This window comes from Clostridium pascui (assembly GCF_016908015.1).
GTDB lineage: Bacteria > Bacillota > Clostridia > Clostridiales > Clostridiaceae > Clostridium_AK > Clostridium_AK pascui.
This window is the reverse complement of the sequence record NZ_JAFBDB010000004.1, coordinates 116,181-141,143: the sequence shown is the minus strand read 5'-3', so window position 1 is coordinate 141,143 and position 24,963 is coordinate 116,181. Positions and strand designations below refer to the sequence as shown.

The 24,963-nt window shown below is 31.1% G+C and carries 24 protein-coding genes, 1 tRNA gene and 1 riboswitch; of the genes, 20 read left to right on the top strand and 5 right to left on the bottom strand.

All coding sequences use genetic code 11. The features are described from left to right. Positions 1-7 precede the first annotated feature (7 nt). The 3 genes from JOC70_RS11345 to JOC70_RS11335 are packed head-to-tail and all read right to left on the bottom strand — an operon-like array spanning position 8 to position 2,866. Positions 8-829 (bottom strand): ABC transporter ATP-binding protein, encoded by an 822-nt coding sequence (locus tag JOC70_RS11345; RefSeq protein ID WP_204599003.1) that lies wholly within the window; start codon positions 827-829, stop codon positions 8-10. After that, positions 829-1,881, bottom strand: coding sequence for a FecCD family ABC transporter permease (locus JOC70_RS11340; protein WP_204599002.1), 1,053 nt, complete (start codon positions 1,879-1,881; stop codon positions 829-831). Before JOC70_RS11340 ends, JOC70_RS11345 begins: the two co-directional genes overlap by 1 nt. Positions 1,882-1,909: 28 nt before the next feature. Continuing rightward, the gene (locus JOC70_RS11335; protein WP_204599001.1) at positions 1,910-2,866 is read right to left on the bottom strand and encodes an ABC transporter substrate-binding protein; all 957 of its coding nucleotides are present in this window, start codon (positions 2,864-2,866) and stop codon (positions 1,910-1,912) included. A 105-nt stretch (positions 2,867-2,971) separates the two neighbouring features. Then, a riboswitch (cobalamin riboswitch) is annotated at positions 2,972-3,142 on the bottom strand. 313 nt (positions 3,143-3,455) lie between these two features. Between JOC70_RS11335 and JOC70_RS11330 the strand changes: the two genes are divergently transcribed. From JOC70_RS11330 to trmB, 8 genes are all read left to right on the top strand, one after another. Then, the gene (locus JOC70_RS11330) at positions 3,456-4,283 is read left to right on the top strand and encodes a GHMP family kinase ATP-binding protein (protein ID WP_204599000.1); all 828 of its coding nucleotides are present in this window, start codon (positions 3,456-3,458) and stop codon (positions 4,281-4,283) included. Between the two features lie 310 nt (positions 4,284-4,593). Next, a complete protein-coding gene (gene brnQ / locus JOC70_RS11325) occupies positions 4,594-5,916 on the top strand; it encodes a branched-chain amino acid transport system II carrier protein (RefSeq protein WP_207755293.1) in 1,323 nt (440 codons plus the stop codon). Between the two features lie 43 nt (positions 5,917-5,959). After that, positions 5,960-6,034: transfer RNA gene (locus tag JOC70_RS11320), tRNA-Glu, on the top strand. A gap of 109 nt (positions 6,035-6,143) precedes the next feature. Further along, on the top strand, positions 6,144-7,520 hold the full coding sequence (locus JOC70_RS11315) for a PhoH family protein (RefSeq protein ID WP_204598999.1): 1,377 nt from the start codon (positions 6,144-6,146) through the stop codon (positions 7,518-7,520). A gap of 209 nt (positions 7,521-7,729) precedes the next feature. Next, complete coding sequence (locus JOC70_RS11310) at positions 7,730-8,737, top strand: phosphodiester glycosidase family protein (RefSeq protein WP_204598998.1); 1,008 nt, start codon at positions 7,730-7,732, stop codon at positions 8,735-8,737. 13 nt (positions 8,738-8,750) lie between these two features. Then, positions 8,751-9,779 carry a hypothetical protein gene (locus JOC70_RS11305; protein WP_204598997.1) on the top strand — a complete coding sequence of 343 codons (1,029 nt, stop codon included), beginning with the start codon at positions 8,751-8,753 and terminating at the stop codon, positions 9,777-9,779. Positions 9,780-9,989: 210 nt separating this feature from the next. Further along, entirely contained in the window at positions 9,990-10,613 is a 624-nt protein-coding gene (locus JOC70_RS11300; RefSeq protein WP_243429112.1) for a site-2 protease family protein, read from the top strand. Between the two features lie 40 nt (positions 10,614-10,653). Next, a complete protein-coding gene (gene trmB, locus JOC70_RS11295; protein ID WP_204598995.1) occupies positions 10,654-11,286 on the top strand; it encodes a tRNA (guanosine(46)-N7)-methyltransferase TrmB in 633 nt (210 codons plus the stop codon). A 57-nt stretch (positions 11,287-11,343) separates the two neighbouring features. On the opposite strand, the gene JOC70_RS19530 is transcribed toward trmB, so the two are convergent. Continuing rightward, entirely contained in the window at positions 11,344-12,093 is a 750-nt protein-coding gene (locus tag JOC70_RS19530; protein ID WP_204598994.1) for a hypothetical protein, read from the bottom strand. A 301-nt stretch (positions 12,094-12,394) separates the two neighbouring features. Between JOC70_RS19530 and JOC70_RS11285 the strand changes: the two genes are divergently transcribed. Beyond that, on the top strand, positions 12,395-12,643 hold the full coding sequence (locus JOC70_RS11285; RefSeq protein ID WP_204598993.1) for a DUF3892 domain-containing protein: 249 nt from the start codon (positions 12,395-12,397) through the stop codon (positions 12,641-12,643). A gap of 395 nt (positions 12,644-13,038) precedes the next feature. Here JOC70_RS11285 and tpx read toward each other — a convergent pair whose 3' ends face one another. Beyond that, positions 13,039-13,533 (bottom strand): thiol peroxidase, encoded by a 495-nt coding sequence (gene tpx, locus JOC70_RS11280; protein WP_204598992.1) that lies wholly within the window; start codon positions 13,531-13,533, stop codon positions 13,039-13,041. 348 nt (positions 13,534-13,881) lie between these two features. On the opposite strand from tpx, the gene ymfI reads away from it, so the two are divergent. The 11 genes from ymfI (at position 13,882) to JOC70_RS11225 (ending at position 24,937) form a co-directional block, all read left to right on the top strand. Further along, positions 13,882-14,628, top strand: coding sequence for an elongation factor P 5-aminopentanone reductase (gene ymfI, locus JOC70_RS11275; protein WP_341534888.1), 747 nt, complete (start codon positions 13,882-13,884; stop codon positions 14,626-14,628). A gap of 364 nt (positions 14,629-14,992) precedes the next feature. Beyond that, positions 14,993-15,406: an RbsD/FucU family protein gene (locus JOC70_RS11270; protein ID WP_204598990.1), complete on the top strand. Its 414-nt coding sequence runs from the start codon at positions 14,993-14,995 to the stop codon at positions 15,404-15,406. Between the two features lie 30 nt (positions 15,407-15,436). Continuing rightward, complete coding sequence (locus tag JOC70_RS11265; protein ID WP_341534887.1) at positions 15,437-16,450, top strand: LacI family DNA-binding transcriptional regulator; 1,014 nt, start codon at positions 15,437-15,439, stop codon at positions 16,448-16,450. A gap of 84 nt (positions 16,451-16,534) precedes the next feature. Further along, positions 16,535-18,040 carry a sugar ABC transporter ATP-binding protein gene (locus JOC70_RS11260; protein ID WP_204598988.1) on the top strand — a complete coding sequence of 502 codons (1,506 nt, stop codon included), beginning with the start codon at positions 16,535-16,537 and terminating at the stop codon, positions 18,038-18,040. Between the two features lie 15 nt (positions 18,041-18,055). Next, positions 18,056-19,027 carry an ABC transporter permease gene (locus JOC70_RS11255; RefSeq protein WP_204598987.1) on the top strand — a complete coding sequence of 324 codons (972 nt, stop codon included), beginning with the start codon at positions 18,056-18,058 and terminating at the stop codon, positions 19,025-19,027. A gap of 49 nt (positions 19,028-19,076) precedes the next feature. Beyond that, entirely contained in the window at positions 19,077-20,057 is a 981-nt protein-coding gene (locus tag JOC70_RS11250) for an ABC transporter substrate-binding protein (protein ID WP_204598986.1), read from the top strand. A 78-nt stretch (positions 20,058-20,135) separates the two neighbouring features. Beyond that, entirely contained in the window at positions 20,136-20,759 is a 624-nt protein-coding gene (locus JOC70_RS11245) for a KpsF/GutQ family sugar-phosphate isomerase (RefSeq protein ID WP_204598985.1), read from the top strand. A 1-nt stretch (position 20,760) separates the two neighbouring features. Beyond that, positions 20,761-21,696 carry a ribokinase gene (rbsK, locus tag JOC70_RS11240; RefSeq protein WP_341534886.1) on the top strand — a complete coding sequence of 312 codons (936 nt, stop codon included), beginning with the start codon at positions 20,761-20,763 and terminating at the stop codon, positions 21,694-21,696. Between the two features lie 131 nt (positions 21,697-21,827). Continuing rightward, a complete protein-coding gene (locus JOC70_RS11235) occupies positions 21,828-23,333 on the top strand; it encodes a phosphohexomutase domain-containing protein (protein ID WP_204598984.1) in 1,506 nt (501 codons plus the stop codon). A gap of 62 nt (positions 23,334-23,395) precedes the next feature. After that, positions 23,396-24,424, top strand: a complete 1,029-nt coding sequence (locus JOC70_RS11230) for a Gfo/Idh/MocA family protein (RefSeq protein WP_204598983.1) — start codon at positions 23,396-23,398, stop codon at positions 24,422-24,424. Positions 24,425-24,454: 30 nt separating this feature from the next. Continuing rightward, positions 24,455-24,937, top strand: coding sequence for a heme-degrading domain-containing protein (locus JOC70_RS11225; protein ID WP_204598982.1), 483 nt, complete (start codon positions 24,455-24,457; stop codon positions 24,935-24,937). The last annotated feature ends 26 nt before the right edge of the window (positions 24,938-24,963 follow it).

Genomic DNA, 24,963 nt, shown 5'->3' with positions numbered 1-24,963 from the left:
TCTATTGCTAGCTGTTTGCTGCTTTATGTTGTTTAGCGATACTTTTACTTACAGGCAGCACATGAGGCTTTCCTGTGACTGGATTTTTTATAAGGCACATATCCATATTATATACTTCCTGTAAGTTCCTTTCTGTAAATACATCTTCAACAGAGCCACAAGCTTTGATAGTTCCATCTTTCAATAATATTAAGGAATCACTGTATTCTGCTGCTAAGTTAAGGTCATGAAGTATGGCTATAACTGTTATATTTTTACTTAAAAACTTTACAGTATCAAGTATTTCAATTTGATGTTGAATATCAAGATTTGATATCGGCTCGTCTAAAAGAAGGATATCCGTATCTTGAGCTAATGCTCTAGCTATTATAACTCGTTGTCTTTCTCCTCCACTTAGCTCATTTATATTTTTATCTTTAAGATCCCAAGTATTTGTCATTTTCATAGAATCTTCAACTATTTTAAAATCTCTTTCTTGTTCATTTTGAAATCTCTTAAGGTAAGGAGCACGTCCCATCATAACTATATCTAATGCTGTAAATTCAAAATCTATATTTGTATTTTGTGGAACAGAAGCTAAGTTTTGAGCTAATTCCTTACTTGAAAGTGAGTTAATATCATTGTTATCTATATATACTTTTTTATCATCTAACGGAATGGCCCTAGATATATTTTTTAAAAGTGTTGTCTTACCAGACCCATTAGGTCCTAAAATAGTATAAAATTTTCCTTTAGTAAATTCTAAATTTATATTATGAAGTATATTCTTATCTCCATATCCATAATTTAAATCTTTTACAATAAGAGAAAAACAATCTTCAGTAGGCATTAAATCACCTTCTTTTTATTTTTTATTAATAAATATATAAAGTAAGGAGCTCCAAATATAGAAGTTATGGCTCCCACAGGAATTTCGGCAGGTGGTACCAAAATTCTAGCTAAAGTATCAGCCATTATCATAAAAATAGCACCACCTATAGTTGAAAAGGGAAGAAGGGTTCTATGATCTGGACCTACAAGTAATCTTATCATATGAGGAATAATAAGACCTACAAAGCCTATTATTCCACTTACAGAAACACAAGCAGCTACAATTATAGATGATATTACAAGTAATATTTTTTTAACTTTATCCACATCTATGCCAAGGCTTGAAGCTGTCTCATCACCTGTAAGCATTATATTTAAATCACGTGCATATATAATCATTAAAATACATCCAAGTATTATAAAAGGCAGTAATGATAATACCTGTTTCCAGTTGGCTGAAGCAATGCTCCCCATAGTCCAAAATACTATTTGTTCTACCTGCTCTCTATTAAATATCATTATGAGTGAAATTAAAGAGGACAATAAAAAGCTCACAGATACTCCAGCCAGCAGTAGTACATTTGTTGGAATCTTTGTGCCTGTTTTAGCTATACTGTAGACTATTATAGTGGTAAGTATAGCGCCGAAAAAGGCAAATACAGTTACAAGGTTCATTCCTAAAAAAATAACCTGAAGCCCCATAACTATTGCAACAGCCGCTCCAAATGCTGCACCTGAGGAAATCCCAAGGACATAGGGATCCGCCATAGAATTCTTAAATATAGCTTGAAATGAAGCTCCTACCACAGATAGTCCTGCGCCTATAAGTGCAGCCATAAATATCCTTGGAAGCCTTATATTTGTTATAATAAGAACCTGAGTGTTTGATACATTACTTAAATCTATAAAGGCGCCAATAAAAGGGATTTTAGATAACAGTATTTTCATAGTTTGAATAAAAGTTATATTAGCGACACCTAAAGTGCTAGATAGTATTATTAGTACAAGTAAAATAGCTATAGTCACTAAAAGTAATGTTCTATAGTAAATTCTTTTTTTGTCTAAAGACATTAAAATCCCCCCATTAGGTAATTAAAGACTATTTAAACGCTTCAGGGTGAACAATTTTTGCCATGGCTTCAAGTCCATCAGCTAGTCTTGGTCCCTGTCTATCAAGCAAGTTATTATCTATTTCAAATAAATTTCCTTTTTTAATAGCATCTAAATCTTTATAGCCTTTAGCTTCTTGAAGTCTTTTCTTGTAATCAAAATATACAGGGCATATAACCACATCTGGATTTTTTTCTAATACTTTTTCTACACTATATTTCCAGTTAACAGCATCCTTAGCTATATTGTTACCACCGGCCATAGTTATGATTTTATCTATGAAGGTATCTGATCCAGCAGTAAAATCTCCATATGGACCAAAATCTATAACGTAGTAAACTGATGGAGTTTCTTTTCCTGCAACCTTGGCTTTAACATCTTCAACTTTTTTCTTCATATTGTTTATTACTTCAAAGGCTTTATGATTGGCATTTAAAACTTCACCTAATTTTTCAATAGTGTTATAAGCGCCTTCGAAATCTTCTTTCCCATAAAGAACTACTACTTTTACTCCTAAAGCTTCAAGTTTTTCTAATGTTTCCTTTGGGAAATGAGTTGATCCTATAACTAAATCGGGTTTTAAGTCCACAATTTTTTCTATATTAGGTTGTTGGAGTGTACCTATGGATTGAACATCTTTTACTTCTTTAGGAAAGTCACAGAAATCTGTTCTTCCTATTAATTTATTCATTTTTCCTAGATAATATATTGTTTCAGTAATATTTGGACCTACAGATATTATCTTTTGTGGTTCTTTATCTATAGTTATGTCTCTGCCAGATGAATCTTTAATAGTTAAAGGATATTTAGTATTCTCTTTTTTTTCTATAGTAGTGTTTTCTTGATTATCTTTTGTGGCATTTTTATTATTTCCACAGCCAACAAAGGAAAATGCTAAAACAAAAGTTAAAATTATTATGGATAATTTTCTGAACTTAATGTACATTTAAAAGTTCCTCCTTGAATAATGTGTATAAATAAAAAACCATTATCTTAATTAAGATAATGGAGTTCTTTTACAGGACTACCATTAGCTTATCCGCGTAAGCTAAATGAGCTGCGTTTATAGGCAGGTATCCTGGCTTAGATTCATTGCATATTAACGCCTTCCCCGATTGAGTGGCCTAATGTTAATATACTCATCTTCACAGTGGCGGGACCGCAGAAGGATTTAACTTCTTTCCCATTTAATCCATTTGGAACCTATAAATTTTATGTATTAAATTATATCATAATATATGACTAAAAGTTATATAAAACTCAGAATTTTGACTGTGTTTTATGTAGTATTTCCATATAAATTTAATTTTATTATAACCCGAATTGAGTTTAACATTTATAATATTATATGTCAAGATAACACAATTAAATTCATGAATATGTTTTCATAAGGAGTTTTTTGATAATTATTAATTTAAATTGGAATGTGTACTTGCATTTATTTTTTCACGTTGATAAAATTAACATTAATTAAAAACTCGCATTTTGAAGTTTTGGTAACTTAAAATTGATGACTAGTAAAAGGAGTATATATTATGGAAGCAACAACCATTTATCCAGGTAGTATTGGAGAAATAGTTCAAGGAAAATATAATGGAATGGATGTACTGTGTTCATGTCCCATAAATCTTTTCACTGAAGTAAAGGTATGGGAAAGTGAATCACCACATGTTAAAAATAGATATAGTAAATCCTGTAAGTTTTTAAATAATATACTTGCAGAATGGGGACAGGAGCAATATATAAATACTCTAGACATACTTATTAAATCCTCTATAACAAGAGGGAAAGGTTTTGCTAGTAGTACAGCAGATTTATGTGCACTTTATCACTCCTTAATTAAATTATTTAAAAAGCCTTTTAATCAGGAAGAGCTTGTTAGAAATTGTATAGCCATAGAACCTACAGATAGCATAATATTTAAGGATCTTTGTATATTTGACTATAAAAACGGAATGTATACTGAAGAACTAGGAAAATATTTGGAGTTTGATATATTGGTATTTGAAGGAAATAGAACAATAAATACCATTGAATTTAATAATAAAAAATTACCTCCTCTTAGCAATATAGATGATTTAATCCCAATTTTGAAGGATGGAATTAAGTCTCGAGATATAAAAAAAATTGCTTATTGTTCTACTCAAAGTATTATAAGAAATGAAAAAAGATTATCCTATGATATACTTCCTGCTATACTTAATATATGTGAAGAATTAGATGGATATGGAATAATCGGAGCTCATAGTGGAGACGCTCTAGGAATAATATATGAAAAAGACGTAAATTTAAGTATTTTATCAAAATATAAGGATGAGTTTAAAAATTATAAAACATATTCACTTAAAACCATTAAATTATAAATAAATTTGTTTTTAAGTATTTAAGTACATATAAAATTAAAAGGTGTAAAAGATTACATAGATAGCTAAGAATGATGTAGAAAAGAGAAGAAAAAAGTAGTAAATTTCACGTAAGTGATAATAAGCCTTTCTTAAGTAAAGTTTTATATTTGCTTAATAAGTGTTTTTTCTATAAAATAATATAAATTTGGATAATATAAATTTAATACAAAAGAGTATTAATGGAAATGAGTACAATATAACGGAAATATGCCTTTCGTACCTTGTTTGGATGAGAGGTATTTTTATTTTAAAATAGGGGGAGCTATTTATGAGTATTAAAAAAGATAATAAAAATATAATTATCACAGGATTTGCGCTTTTTTCCATGTTTTTTGGGGCGGGTAATTTAATATTTCCACCAACACTTGGCTTTATATCAGGAGATAAGTGGATATTTACTATGATAGGCTTTTTACTTACCTGTATAAGTTTACCGTTATTAGGGATAATAGCAGTGGCTTTATGTGGGGGAAGCACAGAAAAATTTACAAATAAAGTAGGAAATAAATTTGGCAAGTTTCTTTGTTCAATAATAATGCTGTCTATTGGACCATTATTTTGTATTCCAAGAACAGGAGCATCCACTTTTGAATTAGGAGTTCAACCTATGTTTGCGAATGCGAATCCTATAGTAGTATCCATAATTTTCTTTGCAATCACACTTTTTTTAACATTAAATGAAAGTAATGTAGTGGACAAAGTAGGAGCAATACTTACACCAGTTTTACTTATAGCACTTTTAATTATAATAGTAAAAGGTATTTTCTTTCCTATGGGTGAAGCAGTGAGTAATGATATAGTAATGCCTTTTTCAAGAGGATTTACTGAAGGATATCAAACTATGGATGCCTTAGGATCTATAATAATGGCTCAGATGGTAGTAGGAGATTTAATAGTTAAAGGATATAAAAATAGAAAAGAGCAAGTTTCTATAACAATAAAGTCGGGTATAGTTTCAGCAGTATGTTTAGCTATTGTATATGGTGGACTTTTATATATTGGAGCTACTGCGAGTGGGATGTTTGATAAGGATATTTCACGAACAGCTCTTCTTATAGGAGTAACATCTAATATACTTGGACCTTCAAGTAAAATAATTTTTGGAGCGGCAATTTCCATAGCGTGCTTAACTACTGCAATAGGACTTACTGCAACAGCTGGAAATTATTTTAGTAATCTTACTAACGGTAAATTAAGCTATAAACTAGTAGTTACTTTAATATGCATATTTAGCGCATTTATTTCAAATTATGGAGTGGAAACTATAATTAATTTTGCTGTACCAGTGTTAGTTACTGCATATCCAGTGGTAATAGTTTTAATACTTATGAATTTATTTAATAATTACATTGAAGATGCATACATTTATAAAGGTGCAGTTTATGCAACTTTAGTTGTAAGTCTTGTAAATTCTCTTAGTAGTTTAAAAATAAATATACCTTATATTACTTATTATGTAAACGAATTGCCAATGTCTGCTCAAGGATTTGGATGGATAATACCATGTGCGTTAGGCGCTATACTAGGAAGCTTATATGGTAGAAGTAAAAAAGCACCATCTTTCTTAAAAGAAATTAATCAAGAATCTTGATTTTAGACTTGGTTGCTACTATAATGAAATTGTGAAAAGATTTGGCTCCTTGGTCAAGTGGTCAAGACATCACCCTCTCAAGGTGGAGTCAGGGGTTCAATTCCCCTAGGAGCTGCCATTAAAAACCCACGGAATATTCCGTGGGTTTTTAATTTTAATAATGTTTAAGGAAATTATTACATTCCACTTGCATATTATGTATTAATAAGTAATGGGAGGAATGCTTTTTGAAAAAAACCTATGTGTTGGACACCAATGTAATATTGTATTCTCCTGGAGCAATATTTTCCTTTGGCGAGAATGATGTAGTTATACCAGAAGTGGTTCTTGAAGAGTTAGATGCATTTAAAAAAGATAAAAATGACTTAGGTGCAAATGCTCGTCATGCTTCGAGAATTTTAGATAAACTTAGAATAGAGGGAAATTTAAATAAGGGAGTAGTACTTCCCGGAGGAGGAACCCTTAGGGTGGAAATGAATCACCAGGATGCTATAATTCCTCCAACCTGGGATAAAACTAAACCAGATAATAGAATATTACAGGTGTGTAAGGGATTGCAGGAAGCTGGAGAGGATGTATGTTTAATTACAAAAGATATATTTGAAAGAATAAAGGCAGATTCTGCAAATATAGATGTAGAAGATTTTCACGAAAAAGTAGTTCCAGAAAATGACAACCAATACACAGGAAGAATAGAATTATATGCATCCTCATTGAAAATAGATGATTTTTATGCAAAAAAAATCCTAGATGTGAAGGATGTTTTTTATTATAGAAAGGAAGCAAATGAATATGTTGAACCTTGTCTTTATAATAATCAGTTTATACTAATACATTCACTAGAAAATCCAAGACAATCTGCTGTAGGAAGATTTAACGGAAAATCTATAGTTCCATTATATTATAAAGATAAAACCCCTCTTGGAATAGTACCAAGAAATTTAGGCCAAAGATTTATGTTAGAAGCACTATACACTGATGCAGATAAGGCTCCACTAGTTATAGTGAAAGGACCTGCAGGTACAGCAAAGACACTATTTTCCTTAGCTGTAGGACTTGATAAGGTGATTGAGGAACAAACAAAGCAATACAGGAGAGTATTAGTTTGTAGACCTAATGTTACCATGGATGAAGAGATTGGATTCTTACCAGGGACAGAACAAGAAAAAATATCACCTTTCATGAGACCTATATTTGACAATCTAGAGATATTAGTGGATTCAAATGAAAAAGAAAGATATAAAAATGAAAGTGAGCTTACTGATAAAATAAGAGAGCTATTTGATAGAAGAATAATTACAACAGAAGCTGTTGCATATTTAAGAGGCAGATCTATAGTTAAGAATTGGATGATCATTGATGAGGCGCAAAACCTGACCCCTAAACAGGTGAAATCTATTATAACTCGTGTTGGAGAAGGCACGAAGCTTATATTGATAGGAGATCCTGAACAAATAGACCAACCATTCTTAGACTCAAGATCTAATGGATTATGCTATGCTTCAGAAAATATGAAAGGAAGCGAACTTTGTTATCAAGTTACTTTAAAGCATGATGAATGTGAAAGGTCACCACTCGCATATGAGGCGGCTAAGAGACTTTAGTTATAACTAACATCCTATTTAGGTTGGTTAAAAAGGCTGTAATTTACAGCCTTTTTAAAATTACATAATTTAAATGTCTTATTTAAGCAGCTTAAAGATTACTTTTACCATTAAATAATAAATAAATGCATTAATTTCTATTTAAAAATATCAAAATTTATTGTACAATAAAAAATGTATGTATTTATTAAGAAAGGAACGATAAGCGTATGGGAAAAAAGAAAAAGGTGAGGAAGAAAAAAAAGCTTTCATTTAAGATATTTTTCTTGTTCCTACTTTTTGAATTTGCATTTTCAGCAGCAACAGGACCTTTTATAGTGTTTTACGGACCGTTTAATAATGTAAGAAAGACTATAGTAGGGGCAGCTATGAGCACTCTAAGTCATCAATATATAGCTACCACTTTTCTATCAAATCAAAAGATTAAGGATATTTTAAAAGATGATGTAATAGAAGAAATAAATCAAAATGAAGATGTACAAGACTTAGAATTTGAAAATAACCATGACTCAAATATAGAAAGATATGATATAGAAGGTAAGAAATTTAATGGATCTATGCTTGTGATTCATGATCCTACTAGGGTAAAGGTTGGATATAGCAGCAAAATTGGTAAGTCAGGAGAACTAACAAGTCAGATAGCAAAGGCTAACAATGCAGTTGCAGCTGTAAATGGCGGGGGCTTTGTGGATCAAAGTAATGATGGAAATTGGACAGGAACTGGTGGACAGCCTGTAGGACTTTTAATGAGTAATGGAAAAATGATTCATAATGATATTAGTAATCGTGACGCGAAAAATGACACAGTAGCTATTACTTCTAAGGGAGTACTATTAGTTGGAAAATATACTTTAAATGAATTAGAACAATTAAAAGTAACAGAGGCAATGACCTTTGGACCGGCGCTAGTAGTAAATGGACAACCTACTATTAAAAATGGTGATGGAGGATGGGGAATTGCTCCAAGAACAGCAATTGGACAAAGAAAAGAAGATGGAGCAATACTGCTATTAGTAATTGATGGAAGGCAAGTTTCTAGTATAGGAGCTACTTTAAGAGATGTACAAGATATTATGTTAGAATATGGAGCTTATAATGCTACTAATTTAGATGGAGGTTCTTCTTCTACTATGTATTATGATGAAGAAGTAATAAATAATCCTTGTGATCCATTAGGAGAAAGATCAGTTCCTTCTATCATATATGTTACACCTTAGAAAGGAAGATGTTATGAGCGCTTTAAAGAGAATAATAGGGTGGATAATGATTTCACTCATAGTTCAATTTGCAGGATTGTTTTATATAGATAATATTTATTTAGCTAACAATGCACCTGTAAAGGTAAAAAAGATAGAGGATAAATCAAATAATAAGAAGAAGGATGCAGAGGTAGCTATACCAGAAAATGCTGAAAATATTAATATGTCTTTTGATGGTAAGTACGTAGCTTACTATGATGAAGAGATTTTAAAAGTTGTAAGTACTAAAACAGGTGAAAAAAAGGATATATATTTTGAAGAAGGAGTTAAGGTATCCTATTATAAGTGGCTTTCTGATAGAAACAGAATGCTTATAGCAGAAAAACATTCTACTCAAAATGGAATGGCACTTAGACTTTCATATTATGATATAGACAAAGATACTAAAGAAGAGATAAAAGATCTTACTTGGGCGGATACAGAGTCGGAGGTAGAATCTATTGAAGCATCTACTCTTACTAATGTTATACACATTAAAGTATCTAGAGGAAGCGGAAGAAGTAGTCTTTATTGGATAAATATAATGAAAGATATGAAGAAATTATATACTAATGATTATTTCATAGGAGAAATACGTACATTAAATCACGAAGATAAGCTTTTGTATGAGGGAAAAACATACAATACAGTACATGCTACAAATGTAAATAATTCTATTAAAATTGATCGAGTACAGGTACCTAAGCTTTTAGGAGTGGATGAAGAAGATAACATATATATAGGCTCAGAAGAAAATGAAAATATAGTTAAAGTGTATTATGGAAATATAGAAAAACCTACATCTGAGTGGAAAACTCTTGAGCTTAGTGAACCAATGGACAAAGATGATATATATATATCTAAAAAAGGACAAGTGTTTTTAAATGATAATTTAAAAGGTATAATAAAAGAAGCATCAACTGGAAAACAAACAGCCTATAAAGGTACATTTCTTCAAATATATGATGACGGAGTTGCATCAATTAGTGAAGGAAAGCTTGAAAAAACTGAGCTAAAATAAAATTTTTTCTAGTCATTAATGAACACTAATTATCTAATAAATAAATTCCGGATCTTTCCGGAATTTATTTATTTATTCAGATAGGTTTCTTTATGATATAATATAAAATTAAGACAATAAATATATAAATTGAGGCGTGGTAATTTATAAGGAGATCATAGATTTTTATAAATTATAAAGGAAAGGATGACGACTTTGGGCATAGATTTAATGAGTAAAATATTAATGATACCAGCGATACTTATAGCATTTACATTTCATGAATACGCTCATGCATATGTAGCAGATAAATTAGGGGACAAAACTCCTAAGTTTCAAGGAAGACTTACTTTAAACCCAATAGCGCATATAGATCCTATAGGATTTATAGCCATACTTATAGCAGGTATTGGATGGGCAAAACCTGTAGAAGTAAACCCAAGGGCTTTTAAGAATTATTATAAGGATGATTTAAAAGTTTCTATAGCAGGACCTTTAGCAAATATTTTAGCAGCAGTTATATCAGCAGCTGCAATGTTTTTAATTTACAAGATTGGGGACGTATTTCCCATAAGCAGTAGGGATGTGTTATATATATTAATTAGAATATTTAATACATCTGTATATATAAATTGCATATTGGCAATATTTAATTTAATGCCAATTCCGGGACTGGATGGTTTTCATGTTGTAAGGGATATTTGGCCATCAGTATTTTATAAATATTCAGATGTATTATATAGATATCAGTTTATAATATTCTTATTATTTATAATGACTCCTATTTCAAGAATATTGGTTTCAGGGCCAGCAGGTATGATATATGGCCTTATAATGAGTATATTTAATTTGTAGGATATGAATGTATTATGATTTATAGTTTGGAGGTAACAGTATGAGACTTAGAAAAAAGTGGTGGGCACGTCCGGAAATGGAAGCATCACCTTTAGTAATAACAAATCCACGTGAGTATAAGGGAAAGTGGAAAGAAGAATTTAAAAATGATAATCCTGTGCATTTAGAATTGGGCTGTGGTAGAGGGGGATTTATTGCTCAAAAGGCAGTACAAAACCCAGGTATAAATTATGTTGCTGTAGATTTAAAGGATGAAGTACTTATATATGTTTTAAAGAAAATTGAAGAACTGGAGATTACAAACGTAAGAATAGTTCCCTTAAATATAATGTTTATAAGTGAAATATTTGATAAGGATGAAATTCAAAAGATATATATAAACTTTTGTAATCCATGGCCTAAAGAAAGACATAATAAAAGAAGACTTACTCATACTAGGTTTTTGGCGGAATATAAAAAGTTTCTTAAAGCAGGAAGCGAGGTTTGGTTTAAAACTGATGACACAGATCTATTTAATGCTTCACAGGAGTACTTTAAGGAAAGTGGGTTTGCAATTAATTATTTAACTTATGATTTACATCAATCTGACTTTGATAAAAATATAATGACTGAATATGAAAAGAAATTCACTCAGCTTGGCATGAAGACTATGTTTTTAATTGGAAGACTATAGATCTATGTGAAAATTCATAGAATGATAACCCCAGAGCATTTGTTCTGGGGTTTATCTTTATGTTGTATATATTAAAAGTTCCTTAAATAAAGCACTAACCACTTTAGACCAATTTTGACTTTGAGCATATTTTTTATTTACCCAATAAAAAGCATCTGTGTTTGCTGGTTTGTTTTCACACAAATTCAAAACTGTTCTAGCAGCAATTCTTGAAGTATCTTTTATGTTGGTATTATAATGTTGCCAGCTATAAAATACATTATATGGGTTGTTAGCTATTGTGTATGCTTGCTTATTAGTTTTTGGTACAAAGGACTGCTCTACACCTGTTATAGCAAACAGTATCAACGGATTTAAATTAAACTCTTCTGCAGTAGATAATATAGTAGAGAAATAAGGTTCCTCTGCAAGTAATGAGTTTCTACCTATTAAGTACTTACGTAATCTAGCTGTGTTTACATCATGATAAGCAAAGTACGTAGGAATTCCTGAAGCTTGATTTTGTTCATTGAGATATGAACTTACTGATTGATTTCCCCTTGATAGTGGTTTTGATGAGGTTTTCTTTACATCATCTTTTGATGGGGTCACTACATAATTATAGCTATCAGAAACTCTTTTGTAGGCACCTAATGATAGACGTATCGCATTTTCATTTTTAATATTTAATGATAATTTACTTTTAATAAAAAGTTCATTTAGATTTTCTAAGTTAAAGCCTGATGCAAAGAAAATAGATACAATAAGCGCTGAAATAATATAAGTCTTTAAAATGCTCTTAATGTACTTACTCGGTTTACATTTCATATAATCACCTATACCTTATAATAATTTATTTGTATGATTTAAGGAAATTTATAAATTTAACAATTTGTAAAAATCTTCATTTTGATACAAATCATTTACCTCAAATTCTTTGAGGTACTTCCTTAAAAATCAATACGGACTAATTTACTTTAGATGGATACATGTGAAATTATATCCACTTTTTATTTTTATAAACATAAAACTTAAAAAAATAATAAACTTTGGAATCACTAGCTTGTAGAAAGGATTCTTAAATAATTTTAGTAAGGAAGGAAATACTATAAAAAGGAGGTGGTAATTTATGAATAAAGATAGTAGTTCAGCTAATAACATAGTAGCAGTAGGAAAAGATAGTGATAATGAAATAGTAAGTTATAAATTAGACAATGGAGAAATTCTTTCAAGAGATCAAGCTATATCAATGGCAAAGGAAGGTGGACTGAAAGGCGTATCTGTTGCAAAATCAAGAAAGGGAGAAGAGTATTTAAGAAGTCTTCCAGATGATGATGAAAGCAATAACCTTAAGAATTTACCTAATATAGAAGAATAAAGTACAACGTTTTTAATGTTGAACGTACCGTATGAAATTTGCATCTAAGAAAGCGTTCGCTACGCAAAGAAGCTCTAATATTTCTGCTTTTTAAAACACCTAAACTTTCTAAACTCGCTATCGCTCAAACAATAGAAAGTTCTTGACGGTGTTTTAAAGTCAGAAATAAAGAGCTTCTAATGCTTACTCAATCTTTCTACGATGGAAATCCCATACTATTGTTCAATATTAAAAATATCATCCATAAATACCTGCTAAAGGAGGAGATTCACCAAACTAAATTTCTACAACTCTATAAGTTTGAGGGAATTCTCCCTACGAAAAATTCCTTCCTTCAGCAGTTTACATGAAGAACTTTTCTATGTGCCACTGAGCATTAAAAATGTCGTAATATTTTACTTTGCATTCTTAGCAGCTTCTAATATCTTATCGTGGTTTGGCTGTTCAGTGATTTCTTCAACATATTCAACATAAACTACTTTATTATTGCTATCTATAACAAAAGCAGCTCTTGTAAGAAGTCCTAATTCTGAAACATAAGTACCATAGTTCTCGCCAACCATTCTATCTTTATAATCGGATAATGTAATTACATTTTCAATTCCATGAGCTGCACACCATCTAGCCTGAGCAAAAGGTAAATCCATAGAAATTGTGTATATAGTTACATTAGGAATAGAGGTTGCCTTGTTATTGAAGGTTCTTGTTTCAAGGTCACAAGTAGGAGTATCTATAGATGGTACTGTAAGGATTATTCTAACTCCTTTTGTATCCTTTAATGATACAGGAGTTAAGTTATTATCAATAGCTGTAAAATCAGGGGCAGAATCACCAACTTTTACTTCCGTTCCTTTAAGAGTAACAGACTTATTTTGAAATTTAATATTCATTTAAATACCTCCTAGTTTAATTGGTTTTAGGTAATAATTACTATTAATAAATATATAATAGCACTAAGATGGGGAAAGTTCAAATGTTTATTGATAAATGTTTTAATAAATTTATAAGTATAGCGTTAATAGTTTATTACTTTTTTATGAAAGTATTCCCTTTAAAAAAATAACTTATGTTAGTTTAACTTTAAAACTGAACTTTCATACTTTATAATAAAAATAGGTAATGGATTTTTAGATAATAGATAATAGTATACAGATAATAATTTAACTTATAGTATTTCTTGATCTAAGAAAATCGTATTAAATGACATGATTATTATTTCAAAAGGATTGGTGAACAGGGTGGATTTAAATTTAAATGGGAAAGTAGTTTTAATTACTGGAGGAACAAGAGGAATTGGGAAAGGAATAGCTGTAGAATTTGCTAAAGCAGGAGCGATTCTTGCTTTGAATTATAGAAGTAATCATAAGGAAGCTAAAGCCACATTAGAAGAAATAAAGGCTTTAGGATGCTATGCAAGGATATTTAATTGGAATGTTGGATCCTATAAAGATAGTGAGGAAAATATAAATAAAATAATAAAGGAATATGGAAAAATTGATGTGCTTATAAACAATGCGGGTATTTCAAAAGTTAACTTATTTATGGATAGCAGTGAAGATGATTGGGATGATATAATGAACACTAATTTAAAAGGGATATTTAATTGTTGTCGCCAAGTAGTGCCGCATATGGTTAGTAATCAAATAGGTTCTATTATAAACATATCTTCTATGTGGGGAAATGTAGGGGCATCTTGTGAGGTTATATATTCTGCATCAAAGGGTGGGATTAATGCATTTACAAAAGCACTTGCAAAGGAACTAGGACCAAGTGGTATCAGAGTAAATGCCATATCTCCTGGTGTGATAAATACCTGTATGAATAATTGGCTTTCAGATGAGGAAAAGGAAAGTCTTGTAGAAGAAATACCGTTATGTAAATTCGGAGAATGTAAAGATATAGGGAATACTGCGGTGTTTTTAGCAAGTGATGTTTCAAAATATATAACAGGACAGATAATTACTGTAGATGGAGGAATACTATAAATTCACATAAGGAAAACTTTAATGGAAGATAAATCAAATATACTTAACATTTATAGTATATGTCATATGCATTGTAGCATATCTTATATATCATATAGTATAGATTATATGATATATAAGATATGTTTTTAACAAAGAATAATAATATCTCATATTGACATTAAAAAAAAAGTTGTTATAATAATGTTATGGCAATCGTTTACTATAAGAATATATATTTATATATATATGATATTAATTAAGACTATTATCTTAAAAACACTTTGGAAATTTAGTAAAAAATCATGAAATTCTATGAAATAATAGAAATTTTTTTATAGAAATATAGTAATCGATTACTACACATGATCCAGGAGGTATGAATATGTTAAAGACTAAATGCCTAAATCCACAATTAATAAATGCTTTAGCTCATTGTGGACATGGTGATAAAATTTTGATATGTGATGGTAATTATCCAATGGATTCTTGTACAAATGAAATAACAGAAAAGGTTTATTTACAATTGACACATGGAATTCCAACCGTTACTGATGTATTAAAAGTATTAACTGATAGTATAAATATTGAAAAGGCACAAGTGATGACACCAGGTGAAGGAGAAGAACCTGCTATATTTAATGAATTTAGAGAAATTCTAAATAATGAAATTGAGTTAGATAAATTAGGAAGATTTGAATTTTATGATGAATCGAAAAAGCCTAATATAAGGCTTGCAATAGCAACTGGAGAAAAAAGAGTATTTGCGAATATATTACTTACAGTTGGAGTTGCATAGTTAGAGCTTTTAGATTATATGGAGGATATTGTGAGTAAAGTAACTATAAAAGAAGTAGCGGAAAAGGCAAAAGTTTCTACAGCAACTGTGTCTAGAGTTCTTAATAATAATTACCCTGTGAGCGATGAAGTAAGAAATGAAGTTTTAAAAGTAGTTTCAGAATTAAACTATCAGCCAAATGGGATAGCAAGAAGTCTAAAAATAAATAAGACAAATTTGATTGGTATTATTGTTGCTGATATCTCAAATCCATTTTTTATGGGTGTAGGGAAGGGAATAGAAAGCGTAGTTTCTAAAGAAGGGTATAATCTCATTTTCTGCAGTACAGACGAGTCTCCAGATAAAGAAGTAAAACTATTAAATATGATAGCTGAAAAAAAAGTAGATGGAATAGTAATATCACCATCTAATACTGATTCATCAGCGATCAAAAATATAATGGGATATGGGATTAAAGTAGTGCTAGTTGACAGAAAAGTTGATGATATTAATGTGGATTATATAGCAACTGACGATTTTAATGGCTCATTTTTACTTACAGAGAGTTTAATTAAAAAAGGTCATAAAGATATTGCAATAATAAATGGAAATTTAGATGTAAGCACTGCAAAGGAAAGATTTAATGGATATAAATCGGCTATGGAGAGGTATGGTATTGAAATAGACAAGGACTTCATATTATCAGGAAATTACAGTACTGACATTGCTTTTATTGAAACTATGAAGTTAATAAAGAAAGGAAAGCTTCCAACTGCTTTATTATCAACTAATAATAGTATGGCAGAGGGGGTAATGAAGGCCTTTAAAAGTGAGAAGATAAGAATACCAGAGGATATATCTCTAGCATCATTTGGGGATATAACTAATCAAGAATTTATAGAACCTAAAATTACATGTATAAAGCAAAAGCCTTTTTTAATCGGGCAAAAGGCTGGAGAGCTGATTTTAGATAAACTAAATGGCAAAAGTAAAGAAGATAATTTTAAAGGGGTAGTATTAATTAATGAATTTTGTGAAGGAAATTCTATTAAGTCTTTAATATAACTACTAAGATATTATTTTATCCTGTTTAACAGGATAAGTATTTACTTATAGTAATGGTTTACTATACTTTAAAGAGGTGAGTTTATGGATTCAAATGTAGTACTTTTGATGAAAAATATAGATAAAAGTTTTCCAGGAGTAAAAGCTTTAAAAAATGCAAGTTTGGAATTGAGAAAAGGTGAAGTTCATGTTCTCCTAGGTGAAAACGGTGCTGGTAAATCTACACTAATGAAAATCTTAGGCGGAGTTTATACAAAGGATTCAGGAAAGATATATCTAGAAGGCACAGAAACTGAAATAAATGGTGTTAAAGAAGCTAAGGGAAAAGGAATATCAATAATATTTCAAGAGCTGAACCTAATAGATCACTTAACAGTAGCTGAAAACATTTTTATTGGAAACGAATACTTACAAAGTAAGCAGCTTAAAGTTGTAGATTATAAGACAATGAATAAGAAAACTCAAGAAATATTAAAAGAACTTGATATAGATGTAAAGGCAAATGAACTGGTGAAGAACCTAAGTATTGGACAAAAACAGATGATTGAAATTGCAAAATCAGTTTCTTTTGATGCAAAGATAATAGTTATGGATGAACCTACTTCATCTTTAACTGATAAAGAGTGTGAAAAGCTATTTGAAATTGTAAATAAGTTAAAAAAACAAGGAGTTGCAATAGTTTATATATCCCATAAGCTTGAAGAGTTTAAGTATATTGTTGATAGAATTACAATAATGAGGGATGGAGAATATGTAAAAACTGTAGATTTTAAAACTACAACAGAAGATGAATTAGTAAAACTTATGATAGGAAGAGACCTTGGAGATAGATTCAGTGATGAATATGTTGAAAAGGGAGAAGTTGCATTTAAAGTTCAAAACATAACCTCTGATAAGATTAAAGATGTTTCATTTGAAGTTAGAGCAGGAGAAATAGTTGGGTTATATGGTCTTATGGGCAGCGGAAGAACTGAAACTGCAATGGCTGTAGTTGGATATGACAAGATAAAATCCGGTAAGGTATACATTGAAAACAAAGAAGTGAAAATTAAGCAGCCAAAGGATGCAGTTAATGCAGGCATAGCTTATGTAAGTGAAGATAGAAGAAACCTTGGAGTGGTAGTTGGATTTAGTGTAGCTCAAAATATTAATTTATCAAGCATGGACAAGGTTTCTAGCAGTGGAATAATTAAAGAAAATGAAGAAAAAGAAGCAGCTAATAGATTTGTAAAAAGCTTATCAATAAAGACTCCAAATGTTTTCCAAAAGGTAAAGAATTTAAGTGGTGGAAATCAACAGAAGGTTGCAATAGCTAAATGGCTTCAAAGAGATAGTAAAGTTTATATATTTGATGAACCAACGAGAGGTATAGACATTGGTTCTAAAGCTGAAATATATAAATTAATAAAGGATTTAGCAAAGAATGGACATGCCATAATTGTTATATCTTCGGAGATGCCTGAAATCATAGGACTTTCAGATAGAATAGTTGTTATGAATAATGGAAGGGTTACAGGTACAGTTCAAAAAGATATTCAAGACAAAAAAGGCGTAGAAGAAAAAATAATGAAATATGCAATAACAAAGTAGCAGGAGGGGAAGAAAATGGCAGAATTAACCGCGCAAAAAAATAAGAAGTCTAAAAAAAGCGACTTTATACAAAAATTTAGTACAATTTTAATTTTAGTAGTACTTATGATTGCTATATCAATAATGAAACCTGTATTTATGACAACGAATAATCTTATGACAATACTTTTGCAGACAGCTGTTATTGCAGTTATAGCTATAGGTGAAACTTTAGTAATAATAACATCTGGTATAGACCTTTCAGTAGGATCCTTAGTTGCAATAGCAGGGGTTGCTGCTGCCACATTTATGACGGGTGGTATGAGCGTAATTTTAGCTTGTATACTTGGAGTATTAATAAGTACAGCTTGTGGTGTTGTAAGTGGATTTGTAATTACTAAAGGACATATTCCAGAGTTTATAGTAACACTTGGTATGATGAGTATCGTTAGAGGTGCAGCGCTAGTTATTACAGAAGGACTTCCTGTTTCAGGACTACCAAATTCATTTCAGACTATAGGTGCTGGAAAGGTTTTTGGAGTTATTCCAGTTCCAGCAATAATAATGATTGTTCTTGCAGTGATTTTTGCTTTCATATTAAGAAAAACACTTTTAGGAAGATATACCTATGCTATAGGAAGCAACGAAGAAGCTACAAAACTTTCAGGTATAAACACAGATAGAATTAAGATAACAATTTATGGACTTAGCGGATTACTTTCAGGAATTGCAGGTATATTGCTTACATCAAGACTTATATCAGCTCAGCCAACAGCAGGAACTGGCTATGAACTAGATGCTATAGCTGCAACGGTTATCGGGGGAGCAAGTCTTGCAGGTGGAGAAGGAAGTATATCTGGTGCTATAATAGGTGCTTTAATAATGGGAGTACTTAGAAATGGACTTAATCTTTTAAATGTTTCAGCATTTTGGCAGCAAATAATCATAGGAGCTATAATTATAGCTGCAGTTTATGGAGATAAGTTAAAAAATAAAAAATTAAGTTAAACCTTAAAATTTAAAAATATAAAAACAATGAACTTTAGGAGGATATTTTATGTTAAAGAAAAGATTAGCATTATTATCAATGTCAGTTGTACTAGCATTAGGGGCTTTTGCTGGATGTGGACAAAAATCAGAAACAGGCAGCAAGTCAGGAAAGAAAACTATTGCATTAATAGTTAAATCAACAGATTCAGAATACTGGCTTACTGTAAAAGCTGGAGCAGAAAAAGCTGCTAAAGAAGCAGGAGTAGATATAATATTCAAGGGACCTGCTACAGAACAGGATATCCAAGGACAAATAAATATAGTTGAAGATGCTATAAATCAAAAGGTTGATGGAATAGTGCTTGCAGCAAGTGATACAAAAGCACTTATTCAGCCAGCTGAAAAAGCAATAGATGCAAAAATTCCACTAGTAACTGTTGACTCAGGAGCAGATTCTTCTAAAATAGCAAGCTTTATAGCAACAGATAACGAAGCTGCAGCAGCTCAAGGTGCTGATGTTCTTGCAAAACTTATTGGAGAATCAGGTAAAGTTGGAATAGTAAACTTTGTACCAGGAGTTTCAACAGCTGTTCAAAGAGAAAAAGGATTTAGAGATGGAATGGCTAAACATAAAGGAATACAATTATTACAAACACAGTATTCACAAAGTGACAAGGCAAAAGCAATGGCTATAACCGAAGATATTTTAACTGCTAACCCAGATGTAAAAGCAATTTTTGCAGCTAATAACCGTTCAGCACTAGGTGTTGCACAAGCTCTTAAAGGAAAAGGCGTTGCTGATAAGGTAAAAGTTGTAGCTTTCGATGCTGATCCAGATGAAATCAAAGGTCTTGAAGATGGTTCAATAACAGCTCTTATAGTACAAAATCCTTTCAAAATGGGAGAAGAAGGAGTTAAAAATGTTTTAGCTCTTATGGAAGGGAAAACAGTTGAAAAGAGAATAGATACAGGTGTTACAATAGTTACAAAAGAAAACATGAATGATCCAGAAGTTAAAAAAGTTTTATACCCAGAAACAAATAAATAATAATCTAATAAGATAATAAGGACTCAATAAGTCCTTATTATCCTTATTAATTGTAAGGTAGGGAGGGGATTGGTTTTTATGAATAAAGATATATTAACTACAATAAAAAAAGTAATGGAAGAAGAAATAGAAGCCATAAAAAAGGTTTATGAAAATTTAGATGAGACTCATGTGAAAGCAGTGGAATTAATTCAAAATTGTACTGGTAAAATTATTTTTACTGGAGTGGGTAAATCAGGACATATAGGTAAAAAACTTGCAGCAACCTTTGCAAGCACAGGAACTCCAACTTTCTTTGTACATTCAACAGAAGCTCTTCATGGAGATCTTGGAATGATAGAAGAAAGAGATGTAGTTATTGCTATATCAAATAGTGGAGAAACAAAAGAAGTGCTTTCTATACTTTCATCTATAAAGTATATAGGCGCTAAATTAATATCTATTACAGGAAACAGAGAATCTACTCTTGCAAAGGAAAGTGATGTGGCATTAGAAGCAAAGGTTTCCCATGAAGCCGATCCATTAAATCTTGCACCAACAAGCAGCTCTACAGTAGCTTTAGTACTTGGAGATGCTCTTGCAATAACACTTTCTCAGGTTAAAGGATTTAAGAGAGAAAACTTTGCGGTATATCATCCAGGTGGAAGCCTTGGGAAACAATTATTTGAAGAAATGAAAAACCTTCAAAAAGGGGAGAAGTAGTGTGAAAAAGATATTAGTAATAGGAAGCTTTACTATGGATTTGGTAGCTCTAACTCCAAGAGCACCAATGGAAGGTGAAACTATTATAGGAACTTCATTTCAGCAGTTTACAGGAGGAAAGGGAGCTAACCAAGCAGTAGCTGCAGCAAGGCTTGGTGCAGATGTTACAATGTTTGGAAAGCTAGGACGTGATAGCTTTGGAGAAGCTCATATAGAAACCTTAAAAAGAGAAGGTGTAAATTATGAGTATATATTATTTGCTGAAAATGAAAGTTCTGGAGTTGGCCATATAACTTTAGAGGCAAACGGGAACAATAGAATAATAGTTATTCCAGGCACAAATCATAAAGTAACTCCTGAAGATGTTGAAAATATTGAAGTGCAGATAAAGAATTCAGATATAATAATGCTTCAGCTTGAAATTCCTTTTGATACTGTATATAAATCCATTGAACTTGCACATAAACATAATAAAACAATAATTTTAAATCCAGCACCAGCTGTAAAGTTAAAAGAAGAGTATGTAAAGTTAGTTGACTATATAGTTCCTAATGAAACTGAAGCAGCAATACTAACTGGCATTGAAGTAAATACCATTGAAACTGCTAGAAAAGCAGGTAGAAAACTTTTAGATTTAGGTTGTAAAAATGTTATAATCACTCTAGGATCTAAGGGAGTATTACTTATAAATGATAATGAAGAAATATTTAAGGAATCCTTTAAAGTTAAGCCAGTTGATACAACAGCTGCTGGAGATTCATTTATAGGTGCATTTGCATATTCCTTATCTCATGGAGTAGAACATGCTAAGGCTTTAGAATATGCATGTGCAGTAGGGGCAATAACAGTTACTAAAATGGGTGCCCAGCCATCACTTCCTAATTTCTCAGAAGTTGAGAAATTTATAAAAGAAAGACAAATAGTAAAAGTTAATTAAGCCAAATAAAAACTCACATTGGTAAATGTGAGTTTTTATTTCACATAATATGTAGTAAAATAAAGGAAAACCAGTGCCACCCACGTGGCAAGTGGCAAGTTGCATATTTAAAGTATAGGAGTGATTATTATATGGATAATATATGGCTTAATGTGAAAAACGGCACAGATATTAGAGGGGTAGCAGTTGAAAATGAAGATAGACCTGTAAATCTTACAGAAGAAATGGTTAAGGGAATTGGAAAAGCATTTGCAGTTTTAATATCTAGAAAGAAAAATAAGGATTTAAACGAATTAAAGCTATCCATAGGAATGGACTCTAGAATAACTAGTGAAAAATTAAAGACAATATTAATGACAGAAATTAAGGCATTAGGATGTACTGTATATGACTGCGGCATGTGTTCAACCCCTGCAATGTTCATGAGCACAGTGCTTGAAGGATATAAATTTGATGGAGCTATAGAAATTACAGCAAGTCATCTGCCATATTACTATAATGGATTTAAATTCTTTACAGATAAAGGTGGGTTTGAAAGTAGCGACATTACTGAATTGCTTGAAATAGCAGATAAAGGAGAATTTCCACAAGTTAGCTTAGGCTGTGAAGTTAAAACTGTTGATTTTATGGAAGTTTACAGTGAGTTTTTGAGAAATAAAATAATTGATGGTATAGATGATAATAAAAACAAATTAAAACCACTTGAAGGTTTTAAAATAGTAGTTGATGCAGGTAATGGAGTGGGAGGATTTTTTGCAGAAAGAATTTTAAGCAAACTGGGAGCAGATATTTCAGGAAGTCAATTTCTTGAGCCTGATGGAACTTTTCCAAATCATATACCAAATCCTGAGAACAAGAAGGCAATGGAGGCTATTAGAGAAGCTACATTAAATAATGGTGCTGATCTCGGAATTATTTTTGATACAGATGTGGATAGAGCAGCTATAGTTGATAATAAAGGCAGCGAAATAAACAGAAATTTAATCATTGCATTATCCTCTGCAATTGTTCTTGAAGAGCATCCAGGCTCTATAGTAGTTACAGATTCTGTTACAAGCAATGGTCTTAAAAAGTTCATAGAAGCTAAAGGCGGAGTTCATCATAGATTTAAAAGAGGATATAAAAATGTTATCAATGAAGCTATAAGATTCAATAAAGAAGGCAAAGAGTCTCATCTTGCCATTGAAACTTCTGGGCACGCTGCTTTAAAAGAAAATTATTTCTTAGATGATGGAGCATATTTAGTAGCTAAAATACTTATAAAAATGGCGAGACTTAGAAACGAAGGTGGAAAAACATTGTCAGATTTAATTGTAGACCTTGAAGTGCCTTATGAAAGCGTAGAACAGAGAATTAAGATTAACTCTGAAGACTTTAAAAATTATGGATTATCTGTTTTAGAAGATTTAAAGGAATACGTTGAAGGCGTTTCTGGATGGAATATGGAGCCTAATAACTTTGAAGGCGTAAGAGTAAATTGTGATAAGGAAAATGGGAATGGATGGTTTTTATTAAGATTATCCCTTCATGAGCCTGTTATGCCTTTAAATATAGAGTCAGATGAAGAAGGCGGCATTAAAAAAATAATGGCTGAGCTTACTGAGTTCTTAAAGAAATATGATAAGTTAACTGCATAGTTTTTAGTAGAAATTATTTGAAAAACAAAACTTAAATACTTACGTACAAAGGAGAAATTTAAATGAAATTAAGATGGGGTATCATTGGTGCCAGTGGTATATCTGATGAATGTACCATACCTGGGATATTAAAGTCAAATAACTCTGAAGTTGTAGCTGTAATGAGCAGAACTATGGAGAAAGCTGAGAAGATTAGAGAAAAATATAATGTAAAAAAGGCTTATTCAAATATAGATGATTTATTACAGGACGAGGAAGTGGATGTAGTATATATAGCAACTCCTGTGTTTGATCATAAAGATAGCGTTATTAAATCTGCAAAAGCTAAGAAACATATTTTTCTTGAAAAACCTATGGGACTAAATCCAGAAGAATGTGAAGAAATGGTTCAGGTTTGCAAAGAAAATGATGTTAAATTAGGTCTTGCATTTATGATGAGATTTGGAGATTATCATTTAAAAGTTAAGAACTTATTAAAAGAAAAGATAATTGGCGATGTTATTAATACAAGAATACAATACAGCTGGTGGTATCCAGATGATAATGTTTGGAGACTTAATCCAAAACTTAGCGGTGGTGGAACGGTAGTAGATTTAGGAAGTCATTGTATTGATTTAATACAGTATTTACTTGGAACTAAAATTAAAACTGTAGCTGCTATGATTGGAACAAAGACTTTTAGCTATGAAGTTGAAGATTCTGCCCAGATAATGTGTGAAATGGAAAATGGAGTGTTTGGAGCATTTAATTTTCACTTTAATATTCCAAACAGTATATCAAACAATACTATGGAAATTTATGGAACTAAGGGTTCTATAGTTTGTTATGATACTATAGGAAGAGAAGATGTGGGAAGAGTTGTTATAAAACTTGCAGGAGAAAATGGACTAACAGACTTTGAAGATTACTCTTCAGAAGAATTAGCAGTGGAGCCTGTTGATAGATATACAAAGGAAGTTGAAGCTTTTTCAGATGCAATTATAAATAATAAAGAAATTCCAGTTTCAGGTGAAGATGGATTAAATGTAGTGAAGATAGCATCAGCAATTTATAAATCTGCTAAAGATAAGACCTTTGAAGAAATTAAGTAGCGTATTAAATTAACTTAGGAGTTTTGAATTATGAAAGATTATAAAAAAATGCTAGAGGTTATAGATGAGCAGGAAAGCAGATTAGTGTTTTCTGAGTTTACCAGTGAAACTGCTCTTAAAATAGGTTTAATTATCATAGAAAATGCAAAGAAAGAAAATAAAATAATCACTATAGATATAACAAAAAATGGCCATCAGTTATTTCATTATTCCTTTGATGGTACTTCCCCAGATAATGATCAGTGGGTAGCAAGAAAAAATAGAGTAGTAAATAGATTTTTTAAAAGCTCATTGTATATACAAGCGCTTTTAAAGCAGGAAGGAAAATCTATAGAGGAAAAGTATCATATAAGTTCCTTTGACTACTGTCCATATGGAGGAGCATTTCCTATAATAATAAAAAATGCAGGAGTGGTTGGAACCATAACTGTGTCAGGACTAACTGAAGAAGAAGATCACGATATGGTGGCAAGAGCAATAGAAAGTGCCACCCAAGTGGCAAGTGGCAAGTAAGATTTTAGGCGTTAATGTATTAAAAA